General features: G+C 57.2%; 14 protein-coding genes. 4 read left to right on the top strand and 10 right to left on the bottom strand.

The window, feature by feature from the left end; translation table 11 throughout:
* Positions 1-115 precede the first annotated feature (115 nt).
* Genes L977_RS22635 through glpE form a run of 3 tightly spaced genes read right to left on the bottom strand, consistent with a single transcriptional unit; the run spans position 116 to position 2,101 of the window.
* Positions 116-874, bottom strand: coding sequence for a DeoR/GlpR family transcriptional regulator (locus tag L977_RS22635; RefSeq protein ID WP_014885550.1), 759 nt, complete (start codon positions 872-874; stop codon positions 116-118).
* Between the two features lie 16 nt (positions 875-890).
* Positions 891-1,721 (bottom strand): rhomboid family intramembrane serine protease GlpG, encoded by an 831-nt coding sequence (gene glpG / locus L977_RS22630; RefSeq protein ID WP_014885551.1) that lies wholly within the window; start codon positions 1,719-1,721, stop codon positions 891-893.
* Positions 1,722-1,768: 47 nt separating this feature from the next.
* On the bottom strand, positions 1,769-2,101 hold the full coding sequence (gene glpE / locus L977_RS22625; RefSeq protein ID WP_014885552.1) for a thiosulfate sulfurtransferase GlpE: 333 nt from the start codon (positions 2,099-2,101) through the stop codon (positions 1,769-1,771).
* Positions 2,102-2,387: 286 nt separating this feature from the next.
* Between glpE and glpD the strand changes: the two genes are divergently transcribed.
* Positions 2,388-3,896 carry a glycerol-3-phosphate dehydrogenase gene (glpD, locus tag L977_RS22620; protein ID WP_014885553.1) on the top strand — a complete coding sequence of 503 codons (1,509 nt, stop codon included), beginning with the start codon at positions 2,388-2,390 and terminating at the stop codon, positions 3,894-3,896.
* A gap of 87 nt (positions 3,897-3,983) precedes the next feature.
* On the opposite strand, the gene glgP is transcribed toward glpD, so the two are convergent.
* From glgP to asd, 6 genes are all read right to left on the bottom strand, one after another.
* Positions 3,984-6,431: a glycogen phosphorylase gene (glgP, locus tag L977_RS22615; protein WP_014885554.1), complete on the bottom strand. Its 2,448-nt coding sequence runs from the start codon at positions 6,429-6,431 to the stop codon at positions 3,984-3,986.
* An 18-nt stretch (positions 6,432-6,449) separates the two neighbouring features.
* Positions 6,450-7,883: a glycogen synthase GlgA gene (gene glgA / locus L977_RS22610; protein ID WP_045268722.1), complete on the bottom strand. Its 1,434-nt coding sequence runs from the start codon at positions 7,881-7,883 to the stop codon at positions 6,450-6,452.
* Positions 7,883-9,178: a glucose-1-phosphate adenylyltransferase gene (gene glgC, locus L977_RS22605; protein WP_023337914.1), complete on the bottom strand. Its 1,296-nt coding sequence runs from the start codon at positions 9,176-9,178 to the stop codon at positions 7,883-7,885. The genes glgA and glgC overlap by 1 nt, the downstream gene beginning before the upstream one ends.
* Positions 9,179-9,195: 17 nt before the next feature.
* A complete protein-coding gene (glgX, locus tag L977_RS22600; protein WP_047626979.1) occupies positions 9,196-11,169 on the bottom strand; it encodes a glycogen debranching protein GlgX in 1,974 nt (657 codons plus the stop codon).
* Positions 11,166-13,352 carry a 1,4-alpha-glucan branching enzyme gene (gene glgB / locus L977_RS22595; protein WP_047626978.1) on the bottom strand — a complete coding sequence of 729 codons (2,187 nt, stop codon included), beginning with the start codon at positions 13,350-13,352 and terminating at the stop codon, positions 11,166-11,168. Before glgB ends, glgX begins: the two co-directional genes overlap by 4 nt.
* A 231-nt stretch (positions 13,353-13,583) precedes the next feature.
* Positions 13,584-14,687: an aspartate-semialdehyde dehydrogenase gene (gene asd, locus L977_RS22590; protein ID WP_023331502.1), complete on the bottom strand. Its 1,104-nt coding sequence runs from the start codon at positions 14,685-14,687 to the stop codon at positions 13,584-13,586.
* A 177-nt stretch (positions 14,688-14,864) separates the two neighbouring features.
* Between asd and yhgN the strand changes: the two genes are divergently transcribed.
* The gene (gene yhgN, locus L977_RS22585) at positions 14,865-15,458 is read left to right on the top strand and encodes an NAAT family transporter YhgN (protein ID WP_003861574.1); all 594 of its coding nucleotides are present in this window, start codon (positions 14,865-14,867) and stop codon (positions 15,456-15,458) included.
* Positions 15,459-15,559: 101 nt separating this feature from the next.
* Here the strand turns inward: yhgN and tusA are convergent, their stop codons facing one another.
* Positions 15,560-15,802 (bottom strand): sulfurtransferase TusA, encoded by a 243-nt coding sequence (gene tusA / locus L977_RS22580; RefSeq protein ID WP_014885560.1) that lies wholly within the window; start codon positions 15,800-15,802, stop codon positions 15,560-15,562.
* Between the two features lie 167 nt (positions 15,803-15,969).
* Here tusA and L977_RS22575 point away from each other — a divergent pair, with 167 nt between their 5' ends.
* The gene (locus L977_RS22575; RefSeq protein ID WP_014885561.1) at positions 15,970-16,635 is read left to right on the top strand and encodes a 7-cyano-7-deazaguanine/7-aminomethyl-7-deazaguanine transporter; all 666 of its coding nucleotides are present in this window, start codon (positions 15,970-15,972) and stop codon (positions 16,633-16,635) included.
* A gap of 72 nt (positions 16,636-16,707) precedes the next feature.
* The gene (locus tag L977_RS22570; protein ID WP_023309515.1) at positions 16,708-17,265 is read left to right on the top strand and encodes a DcrB family lipoprotein; all 558 of its coding nucleotides are present in this window, start codon (positions 16,708-16,710) and stop codon (positions 17,263-17,265) included.
* The last annotated feature ends 49 nt before the right edge of the window (positions 17,266-17,314 follow it).

The raw sequence follows: 17,314 nt of genomic DNA, 5'->3' as shown, positions 1-17,314 counted from the left end.
GCGGCCTGATGCCCTCACCCCGGCCCTCTCCCACAGGGAGAGGGAGAACAATTTGTAGGTCGGGTAAGCGCAGCGCCACCCGACACAATTCCTGGCACAATTCCTAGCACAATTCCTAGCACAATTCTAACTGCAAATTATTATCTTTAATCACCTGCATCACGCCCGCTGGCGGCATCGCGTCGGTGTAGACCGCATCCACGATGCTGATGCTGCCCATGTTCACCATCGCGTTACGGCCAAACTTCGAATGGTCCACCACCAGCATCACGTGGCGTGAATTTTCAATAATCGCGCGCTTGGTGCGCACCTCGTGATAATCAAACTCCAGCAGCGAGCCGTCGCTGTCGATACCGCTGATCCCCAGAATGCCGAAGTCGAGGCGGAACTGAGAGATAAAGTCGAGGGTCGCTTCACCGATAATGCCCCCGTCGCGGCTGCGCAGTTCTCCACCGGCGAGGATGATCCGGAAATCGTCTTTCTGCATCAGAGTGTTGGCGACGTTCAGGTTGTTAGTGACCACGCGCAGGTTCTCGTGATCCAGCAGCGCGTGAGCAACCGCTTCCGGCGTGGTACCGATGTCAATAAACAGCGTCGCCCCGTTTGGGATTTGGCTCGCCACTTTACGGGCTATGCGTTCTTTTTCCGCCGTCTGCGTGGCTTTACGGTCATGCCAGGAGGTGTTGACCGAGCTGGACGGCAGCGCCGCCCCGCCGTGGTGGCGCAAAATACGGTTCTGATCGGCCAGATCGTTCAGGTCACGACGGATAGTTTGCGGGCTGACGGCAAACTGCTCGACCAGCTCTTCGGTGCTGACGTATCCCTGTTTTTTGACCAGTTCGATAATGGCGTCATGACGTTGTGTTTGTTTCATCAATTATCCCTGAGAATTATGTTCGTTTTCGCGCATGGAGCGTGTCGGCAAGCGCCATTGCCAGCCCGACAGCCAGGCCAGTGACGTGCGCACCATTGGCGATAGACATACCAAACAGATCAAACCATCCGGCAATTAGCCATATTAACGCAAAGGCTATTAATCCGCGTTGTAAATAGATGCCGCTTTCCGGGTCGCGCTCTCCGCGAAGCCAGACATAGCCCATCAGGGCGTAGACGACGCCCGACAGCCCACCGAACCACGGGCCGCTGAATTTATGCTGCACGTAGCCGCTCAACAGGGCGCTAATCACGGTGATTACGATCAGCTTACCGCTGCCGAGTCGCTTCTCGACAATCCCGCCGAGATACCACCACCACAGCAGGTTGAAGAGAATATGCATCACTGAGAAGTGCATCAGCGCATGGGTGAAGTAGCGCCAGACGTCAAACTCCAGAGAGGGGTCGTACGGCCACGCCAGGGCGATCATCACGCTCTGGTCGCCCACCACGTTCATGATAATGAAGACGATAATACAGGCGGCCATCAGCAGCAGCGTAAACGGCCCTGCGCGCTCGCGAATAGTGGCAAGAAAAGGGAAACGACTGTAATGCAATCCGCTGCCCGTCTGGCCGGATTGCCAGCTTGCCGCCAGATAGCGCGGGTCGCCAGGATTCTCAAGAAAACGCGCCAGCTCCTCGTTTACCCGCCCGGCCTGGCTCTCATCGGCCAGCCAGACATCGGTCTGCGTATGTTGCTGAATGGTCAGAATAACGCCCTGCGTTGCCATATAGTCGACAAACGCCTGGGCGACGCGCGGATTGGTAAAAGAGGTGATCATCAACATGGGCAGCGGTCGCTTATTTCCACACAAAAGGGAACAGTATAGCGGGATTAGCGCTCAAAGGCGTATTCCACTTCTGCCGGGAAATGACGATGCCAGGCATCGAAGCCGCCGTCGACGCTGTACACCGCGTCGTAGCCCTGCTGAAGCAGATACTGCGCCGCGCCTTTGCTGCTGTTGCCGTGGTAACACATCACCATCACCGGCGTATCGAAGTCGTTATCGCGCATAAACGCGCCCAGCGTGTCATTGGTGAGATGGAACGCGCCCGGCGTATGGCCCATCGCAAAACTCTGCGGATCGCGGATATCCACCAGCACCGCCGTTCCCTGGTGCATCTTCTGATGGGCTTCTTCTACGTTAATACATTCAAACTGATCCATGGTGTTCTCATCTTATATTCAGGTGTGGTGCGGTTTTCCCCCTCACCCTACCCTCTCCCGGAGGGAGAGGGAAACGGATCCCCCTCTCCCCGTGGGAGAGGGCTGGGGTGAGGGCATCAGACCGCACTATTTTACCCCGTAGTGTACGTCCTGGCGGCGGGTAAACGCCATTATGTTATCCATATCACTCTAAATTGTTTTTTTGATGTTACCAAAAGCGCGTTCCTTTGCTATTATGAGCGATATCGAACATTTTTGAGCTTTAACGAAAGTGCATGAGGGTGTTATGGAAACCAAAGATCTGATTGTGATAGGCGGTGGCATCAACGGTGCCGGTATTGCGGTCGATGCCGCAGGACGCGGTTTATCCGTGCTGATGCTGGAAGCTAACGATCTCGCCTGCGCGACGTCGTCCGCCAGCTCCAAGCTGATCCACGGTGGCCTGCGCTACCTGGAACACTACGAATTCCGCCTGGTCAGTGAAGCGCTGGCCGAACGCGAAGTGCTGCTAAAAATGGCGCCGCATCTGGCGATCCCGATGCGTTTCCGTCTGCCCCATCGCCCGCACCTGCGTCCGGCATGGATGATACGAATTGGTCTGTTTATGTACGATCATCTGGGTAAACGCACCAGCCTGCCGGGTTCGAACGGTTTGCGTTTTGGCTCAGAATCGGTCCTGAAGCCTGAAATCGTGCGCGGTTTCGAATATTCCGACTGCTGGGTGGACGATGCACGTCTGGTGCTGGCGAATGCGCAGATGGTGGAGAAGAAAGGTGGCGAGGTGAAAACCCGTACCCGCGCTACCGCCGCGCGTCGTGAAAACGGCCTGTGGATCGTCGAAGCAGAAGACATTGATACCGGCGAGAAATTCAGCTGGAAAGCGCGCGGTCTGGTGAACGCCACCGGTCCGTGGGTGAAGCAGTTCTTCGACGACGGCATGCATCTGCCTTCGCCGTACGGCATCCGCCTGATCAAGGGCAGCCATATTGTGGTGCCGCGCGTACACACGCAAAAACAAGCGTACATTCTGCAGAACGAAGATAAGCGCATCGTGTTTGTGATCCCATGGATGGACGAATTCTCGATCATCGGCACCACCGACGTGGAGTACAAAGGCGATCCGAAAAACGTTGAGATCGACGAGAGCGAAGTGAACTACCTCCTTAAAGTGTATAACGCACACTTTAAGAAACAGCTGTCCCGCGATGACGTAGTCTGGACTTACTCCGGCGTGCGTCCGCTGTGCGATGACGAGTCTGACTCACCGCAGGCCATCACCCGCGACTATACGCTCGATATTCACGACGTAGACGGCCAGGCGCCGCTGCTGTCGGTGTTTGGCGGCAAGCTCACCACCTACCGCAAGCTGGCGGAGCACGCGCTGGAAAAACTGGCCCCGTACTATAAGGGCATTGGCCCGGCATGGACCAAAGGCGCGGTATTGCCCGGCGGTGATATCGGCGACAACCGCGACGATTATGCCGCGAAGCTGCGCCGTCGCTTCCCGTTCATTACCGAAGGCATGGCGCGCCACTACGCCCGCACCTACGGCAGCAATACCGAGCTGTTCCTCGGTGATGCGAAGGACATTGCGGATCTGGGCGAGCATTTCGGTCACGAGCTGTACGAAGCCGAGCTGCGTTACCTGGTCGAGCACGAGTGGGTTCGCCGCCTGGACGACGCCATCTGGCGCCGTACCAAAGAAGGGATGTGGCTGAATGCCGAACAGCAGTCGCGTGTGGCGCAGTGGCTGCAGCAGCATGCGGGAAAGCGTGAGCTGTCGTTAGCGTCGTAATTGAAAAAAAGCCGGGTGGCGGCTCCGCCTTACCCGGCCTACTCGATCCCGTAGGCCCGGTAAGCGCAGCGCCACCGGGCTTTGTTTTTACAGCCTCACCGGATCAATATGCCAGATCGTCTCGGCATACTCCTTGATGGTCCTGTCGGACGAGAAATACCCCATATTGGCGATGTTATGCATCGCAGCACTGGTCCACTTCTCCTGCTGACGGTACAGTTCGTCCACCTTATCCTGACAGTCCACGTAGCTGCGATAATCCGCCAGCACCTGGTAGTGATCGCCAAAGTTAATCAGCGAATCCACCAGATCGCGATAGCGGCCCGGCTCGTCCGGGCTGAATACACCGGTCGCGATTTGCGTCAGTACCTGACGTAACTCTTCATCTTTTTCATAGAACTCACGCGGCGAGTAGCCTTTTCTGCGCAGCGCCTCCACTTCTTCCGTGGTGTTCCCGAAGATAAAGATGTTCTCAGCCCCTACGTGCTCCAGCATCTCAACGTTCGCCCCGTCCAGGGTGCCAATGGTCAGCGCACCGTTGAGGGCAAACTTCATGTTACTGGTCCCGGAGGCTTCCGTACCCGCCGTCGAAATCTGCTCAGAGAGATCCGCCGCCGGGATGATCAGCTGCGCCAGGCTTACGCTGTAGTTCGGGATGAACACCACCTTCAGCTTGTCGCCAATATCCGGATCCAGGTTGACGACCTTCGCCACATCGTTGATGAGATGGATAATGTGCTTCGCCATGTAATAGGCGGAAGCGGCTTTACCGGCGAAGATTTTCACGCGCGGCACCCACTCGGCCGTCGGGTCGGCCTTAATCCGGTTGTAGTGGGTAATCACATGCAGCACGTTCATCAGCTGACGCTTGTACTCGTGAATACGTTTGATCTGCACGTCAAACAACGCTTTCGGGTTGGCGACCACGTTCAGATGCAGCGCAAGGTAAACCGACAAACGCTTTTTGTTCAGCAGCTTGGCTTCGCGCACGGCTTTGTTCACCGTCGGGAAATCAATGTGCTGTTCCAGCTCGCTCAGCTGGCTCAGGTCGGTGCGCCAGGTGCGGCCAATGTTCTGATCCAGCACGTCAGAAAGCGGCTGGTTCGCCAGCGCCAGCCAGCGACGCGGCGTGACGCCGTTGGTCACGTTGCAGAAACGCGTCGGGAAGATCTTCGCGAAATCCGCAAACAGCGACTGCACCATCAGGTTTGAGTGGAGCTCAGACACGCCGTTTACCTTGTGGCTGATCACTACCGCCAGCCAGGCCATGCGTACGCGACGACCGTTGGATTCATCAATGATCGACGCCCGGCTCAGCAGGCCGGTATCGTTCGGATACTGCTCCTGCAGCGTCTTGAGGAAGTAGTCGTTAATCTCGAAGATAATCTGCAGATGGCGCGGCAGGATTTTGCCGAGCATATCCACCGGCCAGGTTTCCAGCGCTTCGCTCATCAGCGTGTGGTTGGTGTACGAGAACACCTGGCAGGTCACTTCGAATGCCTCATCCCAGCTGAACTTATGCTCGTCGATAAGCAAGCGCATCAGCTCTGGAATAGAGAGCACCGGGTGCGTGTCGTTGAGGTGAATCGCAGTTTTCTCCGCCAGATTGGCGTAGGTTTTGTGCAGCTGGTGATGGCGGCTGAGGATATCCTGAATCGTCGCCGAGACGAGGAAATACTCCTGACGCAGGCGCAGCTCGCGGCCGGAGTAGGTTGAGTCATCCGGATAAAGGACGCGGGACACGTTTTCAGAGTGGTTTTTATCTTCCACCGCGGCGAAATAGTCACCCTGATTGAATTTACCGAGGTTAATCTCGCTACTGGCCTGGGCGCTCCACAGGCGCAGCGTGTTGGTGGCATCGGTGTCATACCCGGGGATGATCTGGTCGTAGGCCACGGCCAGGATCTCTTCGGTCTCCACCCAGCGGGATTTTTTACCTTCCTGCTGAATACGCCCGCCAAAGCGCACCTTGTAGCGGGTATTGTGACGCTTGAACTCCCATGGGTTGCCATACTCCAGCCAGTAGTCCGGCGACTCTTTCTGACGCCCGTCGACGATGTTCTGCTTGAACATGCCGTAGTCGTAGCGAATGCCGTACCCGCGTCCCGGCAGCGCCAGGGTCGCCAGCGAGTCGAGGAAGCAGGCGGCAAGACGCCCCAGGCCGCCGTTGCCGAGGCCCGGGTCGTTCTCTTCGTCAATCAGCTCTTCTAAATCCAGCCCCATCTCTTCGAGGGCGGTTTTAACGTCGTCGTAAATGCCGAGCGACAGCAGCGCGTTGGAGAGCGTGCGGCCAATCAAAAATTCCATCGACAGGTAGTAAACCTGACGCGTTTCCTGCGAGAGCTGGGCGCGGTTTGATCGCAGCCAGCGTTCAACTAAACGGTCGCGCACCGCAAACAGAGTGGCGTTCAGCCACTCATGTTTGTTGGCGATGACTGGATCTTTCCCGATGGTGAACATCAGCTTATAGGCGATGGAGTGCTTTAACGCCTCAACGCTGAGCGTGGGTGAAGAGTAGCTAAATGGAGCATTCATATCAGTAACTTCGCCTCGTTACATCAAGCGTTGATAAAGATCGCGGTACGACTGCGCCGCAACGTGCCAGCTAAAGTCCATGGACATCGCCTGACGTTGTACGTAACGCCACAGCGACGGACGGGACCACAAGACGAAAGCACGCCGAATCGCCCGAAGCAGCGACCAGGCATTACTGTCTTCAAAAACAAACCCGCTGGCGATACCGTCCGCCAGGTTTTCCAGTGAGCTATCGGACACCGTATCCGCCAGCCCGCCCGTGCGGCGTACCAGCGGCAGGGTGCCGTATTTCAGGCCATAGAGCTGCGTCAGGCCGCAGGGCTCGAAGCGGCTTGGCACCAGAATGACGTCTGCGCCGCCCATAATGCGGTGCGAAAATGCCTCGTGGTAACCAATCTGCACGCCCACCTGCCCCGGGTGTTCCGCTGCCGCCGCGAGGAAACCTTCCTGCAGCACCGGGTCACCTGCGCCGAGCAGCGCCAGCTGTCCGCCCTGCTCGAGCAAGCCGGGCAGCGCCTCCAGCACCAGGTCCAGCCCTTTCTGGCTGGTCAGGCGGCTCACCACCGCGAAAAGCGGCACTTTGTCGTTGACCTTCAGCCCCATTGCAATCTGCAGCTGGCGTTTGTTTTCCGCTTTGTCTTCCACGGAATCGCGACCATAGCGTGCCGCCAGCAAGAGATCGGTTTCCGGACTCCAGATCTGTTCATCCACGCCGTTCAGAATGCCCGACAGGCGGCCTTCCCGATGGCGCTGTTGCAGTAGCCCTTCCATGCCGTAGCCAAACTCCGGCTGGGTGATTTCTCGCGCATAGGTTGGGCTGACCGCCGTGATGTGATCGGCGTAGTACAGCCCCGCCTTCAGGAACGAAATCTGCCCCTTAAACTCCAGCCCGTGCATGTTAAAGAACGACCATGGCAGATCGATGTCATTCATATGATGCGCGTAGTACATCCCTTGATAGGCGAGGTTATGCACCGTAAAGACCGATTTTGCCGGGTGACCGCGCGCGGCGATATACGCCGGAGCCAGCCCGGCATGCCAGTCGTGCGCGTGCACCACATCCGGACGCCAGAACGGATCAAGCCCCGTCGCCATTTCTGCCCCGACCCAGCCGAGCAGCGCAAAGCGCAGCACGTTGTCGGTATAGGCGAACAGGTTCGTATCATGATACGGGCTGCCCGGTCGGTCGTATAAGTGTGGCGCGTCGATCAGGTAAATCCCTACGCCATTGTAATGTCCAAACAGCAGGGTGATGCGTCCGGCAAACGTCTCACGGCGGGTCACAACCTTTGCATCAGGAATGCCGCGCCGGATATCCGGGAAGGCAGGCAGCAGGACTCGGGTATCCACGCCTCCGGCGATTTGTGCCGCCGGTAATGCACCAAGAACATCCGCCAGACCGCCCGTTTTTAACAACGGGAACATCTCAGAACATACGTGTAAAACCTGCATCATCGCTCCTGTTTGATCTGCAGCTTCCGCAACATTTCCCGTGTGACTAACACGATCCCCTCTTCCGAACGGTAGAAACGACGCGCGTCTTCTTCCGCGTTTTCACCGATGACCATCCCCTCAGGGATGACGCAGGCGCGGTCGATCACGCAACGACGCAGACGACACGAACGCCCTACCCAGACATCCGGCAATAAGACCGCCGAATCGATATTACAGAATGAATTTATCCGCACGCGCGGGAACAGCACGGACTGCACCACCACCGAACCGGAGATAATGCACCCGCCAGAGACCAGCGAGTTCAGCGTCATACCGTGACTGCCGGAGCGGTCCTGCACGAATTTGGCCGGCGGCAAGGATTCCATGTGGGTACGAATCGGCCAGTTCTGGTCGTACATATCCAGCTCAGGCGTGACTGAGGCCAGATCGAGGTTCGCTTTCCAGTACGCTTCCAGCGTGCCCACATCGCGCCAGTAAGGCTCGGCATTCGGGTCTGACTGCACGCAGGACAGCGGGAAAGGATGTGCATACGCCATGCCAGCTTTGGTGATTTTCGGGATGATGTCTTTACCGAAGTCGTGGCTGGAGTTTTCGTCTTTGTCGTCGTCTTCCAGCAGCTCATAAAGATAATCTGCATCAAAGACATAGATCCCCATGCTGGCGAGGGATTTGGTGTCATCGCCCGGCATGGTTGGCGGGTTCGCCGGTTTTTCGACGAAGTCGATGATTTTATCGTCGGCGTCCACGTGCATCACGCCAAACGCCGTCGCCTCGGCAACGGGCACCGGCAGACACGCCACGGTGCAGCGCGCCCCTTTTTCGACGTGGTCGATGAGCATGTGGGAGTAATCTTGCTTGTAGATGTGATCCCCGGCGAGGATCACAATGTATTCCGCGTTATAGCGACGAATGATGTCGAGGTTCTGCGTCACCGCATCCGCCGTCCCGCGATACCAGTTCTCGCCGTGAACACGTTGCTGAGCAGGAAGGAGATCGACAAACTCGTTCATCTCTTCACTGAAGAATGACCAGCCGCGCTGAATATGCTGAACCAGCGTGTGCGACTGATACTGCGTAATGACGCCAATACGGCGAATGCCTGAGTTCAGGCAGTTGGAGAGCGCAAAGTCGATGATGCGGAACTTACCACCAAAGTGAACGGCCGGCTTGGCGCGCTTGATGGTCAAATCTTTCAGACGGGTACCACGCCCGCCCGCAAGTATCAGGGCAACCGTTTTTAATGGTAGCTGGCGTGCCAACATTAAGGGATCGTTCTTCTCTAATCTAACCATGACTAACTCCTTTTTTATCATCTTTGGAATACGCACACTCCGTGCGCAGGCCCGTGCCAGACAGCCATTACTACCGGATTATCCGCTCCGGCAAAGGGGGGAACAGCGCGCCATTCCCCGTCAGGTAAAACAATCTCTGCGACGTCATCCGTCGCGTTCAGCGTCACCAGCCACTTATCCGACAGCAGGATTTGCAGACAGGTGATGCCGTGTTGCCACTCTTGCGCACTCAACGGTTGCGCGTCTTTATTCAGCCAGCGAACGTTGCCGTCGCCCTCTTCCCACCAGCGATCGGCGGTGAGCGCGGGGATCTGCTGGCGAAGGTGGATCAGCGCTGCGGTGAAATGGGTCAGTCCACTGTTCGCCTCACCCCAGTCGAGCCAGGTCAGGGTATTGTCCTGGCAATAGGCGTTATTGTTGCCGTGCTGACTGTGGCCGTGCTCATCGCCCGCCAGCAGCATCGGCGTGCCCTGCGATAACAAAAGCGTCGTCAGCAGCGCATGAACGCTGGCGCGACGCCGCTCAATCACGTCCAGGCTCCCGCCTAATCCTTCTATACCATGATTAAAGCTATGGTTATTGTTAGTGCCATCGCGATTCTCTTCGCCGTTCGCTTCATTGTGTTTCTGATTGAAACAAACGCAGTCGCGCAGCGTAAAACCGTCGTGCGCCGTCACCAGATTAATGGTGGCCGACGGCCGTTTGCCGTCGCGCCTGAAGAGATCGCTGGAGGCGGCAAAGCGCCCGGCGAACTCCCCCAATGACAGATCGCGCGCCAGCCAGAAGCGGCGCATGGCATCGCGATAATGGTCGTTCCACTCGGCAAACAGCGGCGGGAAATTCCCCACCTGATAGCCGCCCTCACCGATGTCCCACGGCTCGGCGATCAGTTTCACCTGCGAGAGCACCGGGCAATTTTTGATGGCCTCAAACAGAGGAGCCTGCTGGCTGAATGCCGGCGTGCGTCCCATGACGGGCGCCAGGTCGAAACGAAAACCGTCGACGTGGAACGTCTCAACCCAGTATTTCAGGCATTCATAAGCAAAATGCGTGACCGCCGGATGGCTGAGGTTGAGGGTGTTACCGCAGCCGGTCCAGTTCTCGTAATCGCCATCCTCTCTGATCCAATAATAGCTACGGTTATCAATTCCGCGCATGGAGAGCGTCGGGCCGTCGAGATCGCTTTCAGCGCTGTGGTTCAGCACCACGTCCAGAATGACCTCAATGCCCGCCGCGTGCAGCGTCTTCACCGCATCACGAAACTCGTCCCGCGCCGTCTCCGGATGGGCGGCGTAGCGGGGTTCTAGGGCGAACATCGCCAGCGGGTTGTAGCCCCAGTAGTTGCTCAGCCCCAGCCGCTGCAGACGGGGTTCATTGGCGAAATGGGCGACGGGGAGCAGTTCCAGCGCGGTGATACCGAGGTGTTTCAGATAGGCAATCATCGTCGGATGGCCGAGTGCCTGATAGGTGCCGCGCATCGCGTTGGGGATCGACGGGTGCAGCCAGGTCAGCCCTTTGACATGCGCTTCATAAATCACGGTGTTGCCCCACGGCGTGCGCGGCGGAGCATCGTCTTCCCAGTCGTAGAGGTCGTTCACCACCACGCTTTTGGGCACGACCGGCGCGCTGTCGCGGTGGTCGGGCTCACCGTAGCCGACGTGAAACAGCGGGTCGTCTTTAAACTCGCCATCGACGCGGTGCGCGCACGGGTCAATCAACAGCTTCGCCGGGTTAAACCAGTGCCCCTGAGCCGGTTGCCACGGACCGTGTACGCGAAAACCGTAATGCATCCCCGGACGCCCGCCGGACAGGTACCCGTGCCAGATATCCCCTGTGCGAGACGGTAAATCGTAACGGTGCTCGTTACCTTCCCCGTCAAACACACAAAGTTCCACCCGCTCCGCGTGAGCGGAAAAGAGCGTGAAATTCACGCCCTTACCGTCAAAACGCGCGCCGAGCGGTTCGGGATGACCTGCCGTAAGCTGCGTCATTCACCCTCCCGCATCAGCCAGATAGTGCCAAGCGGCGGCAGCGTCAGGCTCAGGGAGTTTGGCCGCCCGTGGCTTTCGATGGCGTCGCTCTGCACCAGCCCGCCGTTACCGGCGTTGCTGCCGTGGTAGTGCATGGAATCGGTATTCAGAATTTCGCGCCATTTCCCCGGCTGGTTAATGCCAAAGCGGTAGTGTTCGCGCGGTACCGGCGTAAAGTTACTGGCGACGATGATTTCGTTGCCGGCTTTATCACGACGCACAAAGACAAATACCGAACGCTCATGGTCGTCAACTACCAGCCACTCGAAGCCGTAGGGGTCGAAATCCAGCTCGTAGAGGGCTTTGTGATGGCGATAGGTCAGGTTCAGGTCACGCACCAGACGCTGCACGCCGTGGTGCCAGTTATCGCCGCCTTCCAGCAAATGCCAGTCGAGACTGGAGTCGTGGTTCCACTCGCGCCCCTGGGCAAATTCATTGCCCATAAACAGCAGTTTTTTACCCGGGAAGGCAAACATCCAGCCGTAGTAGGCGCGCAGGTTGGCAAACTTCTGCCACGCATCGCCCGGCATACGGTCGAGAATGGATTTTTTGCCGTGCACCACTTCATCGTGCGACAGCGGCAGCATGAAGTTTTCGGTGTAGTTGTAGAGTAGGCCGAAGGTGAGCTTGTCGTGATGGTACTGACGGTACACCGGGTCGAGCTTCATGTAGTCGAGCGTGTCGTGCATCCACCCCAGGTTCCACTTATACCAGAACCCCAGACCGCCTGATGACGGCGGTCGGGAGACGCCTGCAAAGTCCGTCGACTCCTCCGCCATGGTAACCGCACCCTCGACCTGCTCACCGATAATACGGTTAGTGCTGCGCAGGAATTCAATCGCTTCCAGGTTTTCGCGGCCGCCATACTCGTTCGGGATCCACTCGCCCTCTTTGCGGCTGTAGTCGCGGTAGATCATTGACGCCACCGCATCCACGCGCAGGGCATCAATGCCGAAGCGCTCAATCCAGTACAGGGCATTGCCGACCAGATAGTTCGCGACTTCACGACGACCATAGTTGTAGATCAGCGTGTTCCAGTCCTGGTGATAGCCTTCGCGCGGGTCGCTGTGCTCGTACAGTTTTGTGCCGTCAAACTCTGCCAGCGCAAAGTCATCAGAAGGGAAATGACCAGGCACCCAGTCGAGGATCACGTTCAGCCCGGCGGCGTGCGCGGCATTAATGAAATAGCGGAAGTCATCGCGCGTGCCGAAGCGGCGTGTTGGGGCATACAGCCCGGTTGGCTGGTAGCCCCAGCTGCCGTCGAACGGATGCTCGTTAACCGGCAGCAGTTCGAGGTGGGTAAAGCCCATCCATTTAGCGTACGGCACCAGCTGGTCGGCGAGTTCCCGGTAGCTCAGCCAGAAGTTGTTATCGGTGTGGCGGCGCCAGGAGCCGAGATGCACTTCATAGACGGAGATCGGCGCATCAAAGCGGTTGGCCTGTTTACGCTCTTCCGTCTGGACCACCTTCTCCGGCAGGCCGCAAATCAGCGACGCCGTGTCCGGACGCATCTGCGCCTCGAAGGCATACGGGTCGGCTTTAATGCGCAGCTTGCCGTGAGCATCGATCATTTCGAATTTGTAGAGCTGGCCGTTATGCGCCCCCGGGATAAACAGCTCCCAGATGCCCGTCTCCCGGCGCAGACGCATCGGATGGCGACGACCGTCCCAGTAGTTGAACTGCCCGACAACGGAGACGCGCTGGGCGTTAGGCGCCCACACCGCAAAACGCGTGCCGGTGATGCCGTCCATGGTATCCGCATGAGCACCCAGCGTTTCATAAGGGCGCAGATGCGTACCTTCAGACAGCAGCCAGGCGTCCATCTCTTTTAAGAGCGGACCGAAGCTGTAAGGATCATCAATCAGGTTTTGCTGGCCGTGCCAGATAACGGCGAGTTGATAACGAAAGGGGTTTTTACGACGGGGCATGATGCCCGAGAAGAAGCCACGCGAGTCGAGGCATTCAAGATTGGCCACCTTGCGGCCGGTTTTGGGCTCAATGACCCACACTTCGGTCGCATCCGGTAACAACGCCCGAACTTCCAGCCCGGCCTCTGTACGGTGCATCCCCAGCACGGAAAAGGGGTCGGCAAAATGACCCGCAATAAGCGCATTAATCACGTCTCTATCCACACGATCGGACATGGTATTCATCCTGTTTTTTATGTCGTCCTTTTTTAGCGCCTGGGACGACTTTAATGTGACCTGACGGGTATCCACTCAGTCCCGTCCTAACCTCAGGTAAGAAATGACTCTTCCTTAAAGCATAGCCAACGCTCTACATGACTCCTGATAAAAAATAAGACATACGCGTGTTACTCCATGTAGTACGCAAAAAAAGGGGGGTGAAAATCACCCCCGGTCATTAACAAATTATTACGCCAGCTGGCGTAGCATGCGGCGCAGCGGTTCGGCGGCGCCCCACAGGAGCTGGTCACCGACGGTGAACGCGGAGAGGTACTCCGGCCCCATGTTCAGCTTACGCAGACGGCCAACCGGCGTGGTCAGCGTGCCGGTGACGGCAGCCGGGGTCAGCTCACGCATGGTGATATCGCGATCGTTTGGTACCACTTTCGCCCACGGGTTGTGCGCGGCCAGCAGCTCTTCCACGGTCGGAATAGACACATCTTTTTTCAGTTTAATGGTGAAGGCCTGGCTGTGGCAGCGCAGTGCGCCGATACGCACGCACAGACCGTCAACCGGAATGGTGTTCGCGGTATTGAGGATTTTGTTGGTCTCAGCCTGACCTTTCCACTCTTCGCGGGTCTGGCCGTTATCCAGCTGTTTGTCGATCCACGGGATCAGGCCACCGGCCAGCGGTACGCCAAAGTTATCCACCGGCAGCGCGCCGCTGCGGGTCAGATCGGTGACTTTACGCTCGATATCGAGGATCGCGGATGCCGGGTTTGCCAGCTCGGTTGCGACGCTGTGGTGCAGCTGGCCCATCTGGGTCAGCAGCTCGCGCATATGACGCGCGCCGCCGCCGGACGCGGCCTGGTAGGTCGCCACGGAAACCCATTCAACCAGATCCTGCGCAAACAGGCCGCCAAGGGACATCAGCATCAGGCTGACGGTGCAGTTACCACCGACAAAGGTTTTCACACCGTTGTTCAGGCCATCGGTGATCACGCCCTGGTTAACCGGGTCGAGAATAATGATGGCATCGTCTTTCATGCGCAGCGAAGAGGCCGCGTCAATCCAGTAGCCCTGCCAGCCGCTTTCACGCAGCTTTGGATAGATTTCGTTGGTATAATCGCCGCCCTGGCAGGTCACAATAATATCAAGTGCCTTCAACGCTTCCAGATCGTAAGCATCCTGCAACGTGCCTGTGGTACCACCAAAGGACGGTGCAGCCTGGCCGAGCTGGGAAGTGGAGAAGAAGACCGGGCGGATAGCGTCGAAATCGCGCTCTTCAACCATGCGTTGCATGAGTACAGAGCCGACCATACCGCGCCAGCCGATGAAACCAACGTTTTTCATAGCATTTTTTTCCTGCTGAGGGTGTGTGCTGATTGTGCAAGCCAGTATTGAACTGGGATATGCTTCACATTACAAAATGCTGCCAAAGTCGCAAGCGAAATTAATCGATGATTGCCCGGCAATCAGAAATACAGCTAATTATCATAATAACCATAGAGATGTTCAGGGATAATTTACATGAGTGAAATCATTTCCGCAGCGGTTTTATTGATCCTGATAATGGATCCACTGGGCAACCTGCCTATCTTCATGTCGGTGCTGAAGCACACTGAGCCGAAGCGCCGCCGGGCGATCATGATCCGCGAGCTGCTCATCGCCCTGCTGGTGATGTTTATCTTCCTGTTTGCGGGAGAAAAGATCCTCGCCTTCCTGAACCTGCGCGCAGAAACGGTCTCCATTTCCGGCGGGATTATTCTGTTCCTGATTGCCATTAAGATGATTTTCCCGAGCGCCGAAGGGAGCAGCAGCGGCCTGCCCGCGGGCGAAGAGCCGTTTATCGTACCGCTGGCGATTCCCCTCGTCGCCGGGCCGACCATTCTGGCCACCCTGATGCTGCTGTCACATCAGTATCCGAATCAAATGAGCCACCTGGTGATTGCCCTGCTTATCGCCTGGGGTGGGACATTTATCATCCTGCTGCAATCGTCGCTGTTCTTGCGCCTGCTGGGGGAGAAAGGGGTTAACGCGCTGGAGCGCCTGATGGGGCTGATTCTGGTGATGATGGCGACGCAGATGTTCCTGGACGGGATCCGCGCGTGGATGAAAGGCTAGGTAAAAGCAAAATGGCCACGCAGTGGCCATTTTTAGTGTTTGCCCCCTCTCCCCGTGGGAGAGAGCCGGGGTGAGGGCATCAGACCGCAGCGGTGGACCACCTACCCCTTACGAATCAAATACCGGTACGGCAGCGCTTCTGTCTGCTGCGCCACAAGCTCATGCTCCATAAAGGTACAAAACCCGGGAATATCGCGGGTCGTGGCCGGGTCGTCGGCAATAATCAGCAGCGTTTCACCGGGCTGCATGTTACGCACGGTCTTGCGTACCATCATTACCGGCTCCGGGCAGCGAAGGCCCTGAGCATCAAGGGTATGGTCTGGGCTGGAAAACAGGTCGGTCATGGTCTTCTCGGTCTGGTAAAAACGGCTGTAGTTTACGCCCGGTGGCGGACAATGCAAACCAGGTTAACGATTGCGCAAAAATCAACCATTGCAATGTCCAGCCAAAGCAGTATCATGCTGCGGTTTTTATTGGGTTCCCTCACCCCAACGTATAAAAAGGTCACAATATGACGCAGTTCTCTGAATCACAGCGCGTTAAAGCGTTGTTCTGGCTTTCGCTTTTTCATTTACTGGTGATCACGTCCAGTAACTATCTGGTGCAGCTCCCCATCTCTATCTTTGGTTTTCATACCACCTGGGGCGCGTTCAGTTTTCCGTTTATTTTCCTCGCCACGGATTTGACCGTGCGTATTTTTGGCGCACCGCTGGCCCGCCGCATTATTTTTGCGGTCATGCTTCCGGCGCTGTTCATCTCATACGTGGTGTCGTCCCTGTTTTATATGGGAAGCTGGCAGGGCGTTGAGGCGCTGACGCACTTCAACCTGTTTGTCGCCCGTATCGCCGCGGCAAGCTTTATGGCCTACGCGCTGGGGCAGATCCTTGACGTGCACGTGTTTAACCGTCTGCGCCAGAACCATCGCTGGTGGATGGCGCCTACCGCCTCCACGCTATTCGGTAACGTGAGCGATACGCTGGCCTTCTTCTTCATCGCTTTCTGGCGCAGCCCGGATGCCTTTATGGCCGAGCACTGGATGGAAATTGCGCTGGTGGACTACTGCTTCAAGGTCCTCATCAGCATTGTCTTCTTCCTGCCAATGTACGGCGTGCTGCTGAATATGCTGCTGAAAAGGCTGGCAGATAAATCTGAAATCACGGCATTGCAGGCTGGTTAAGGGTTCGCTTTATCAGTTGTGATAAGATGGACGAATGAGCCGTTATGGCCGTTTATCGAAAGGAAGAAGTCAATGCGCAATCTGGTTAAATATGTCGGGATTGGCCTGCTGGTTGTGGGTCTTGCAGCCTGTGATAACAGCGACACGAAAACGCCTGCTCAGGGCGCATCCGCAGAGAGCAACGCGACCGGCCAGCCGGTGAATCTGATGGATGGCAAACTCAGTTTCTCTCTGCCAGCCGATATGACTGACCAGAGCGGCAAGCTGGGTACCCAGGCGAACAACATGCACGTTTACTCCGACGCAACCGGTCAGAAAGCGGTCATTGTGATTGTGGGCGATGACACCAGCGAAGACCTGGCTGTCCTGTCTAAACGTCTGGAAGATCAGCAGCGCGGCCGCGATCCGCAGCTGCAGGTGGTGACCAATAAATCCATCGAGCTGAAAGGCCACACGCTGCAACAGCTGGACAGCATCATCTCTGCCAAAGGCCAGACCGCTTACTCTTCTGTGGTGCTGGGCAAGGTGGATAACAAACTGCTGACCCTGCAGATCACCCTGCCAGCGGAAGATCAGCAGAAAGCGCAGACGGCGGCTGAAAACATCATTAACACCATCGTGATCCAGTAACCTTCACGATGATGACGTGGCCTCCGGTGCTTGCACCGGGGGCCATTTT

This window comes from Enterobacter sp. ZOR0014, assembly GCF_000798855.1.
Lineage (GTDB): Bacteria > Pseudomonadota > Gammaproteobacteria > Enterobacterales > Enterobacteriaceae > Enterobacter > Enterobacter kobei.
This window is presented reverse-complemented; position numbering and strand designations above follow the sequence as displayed.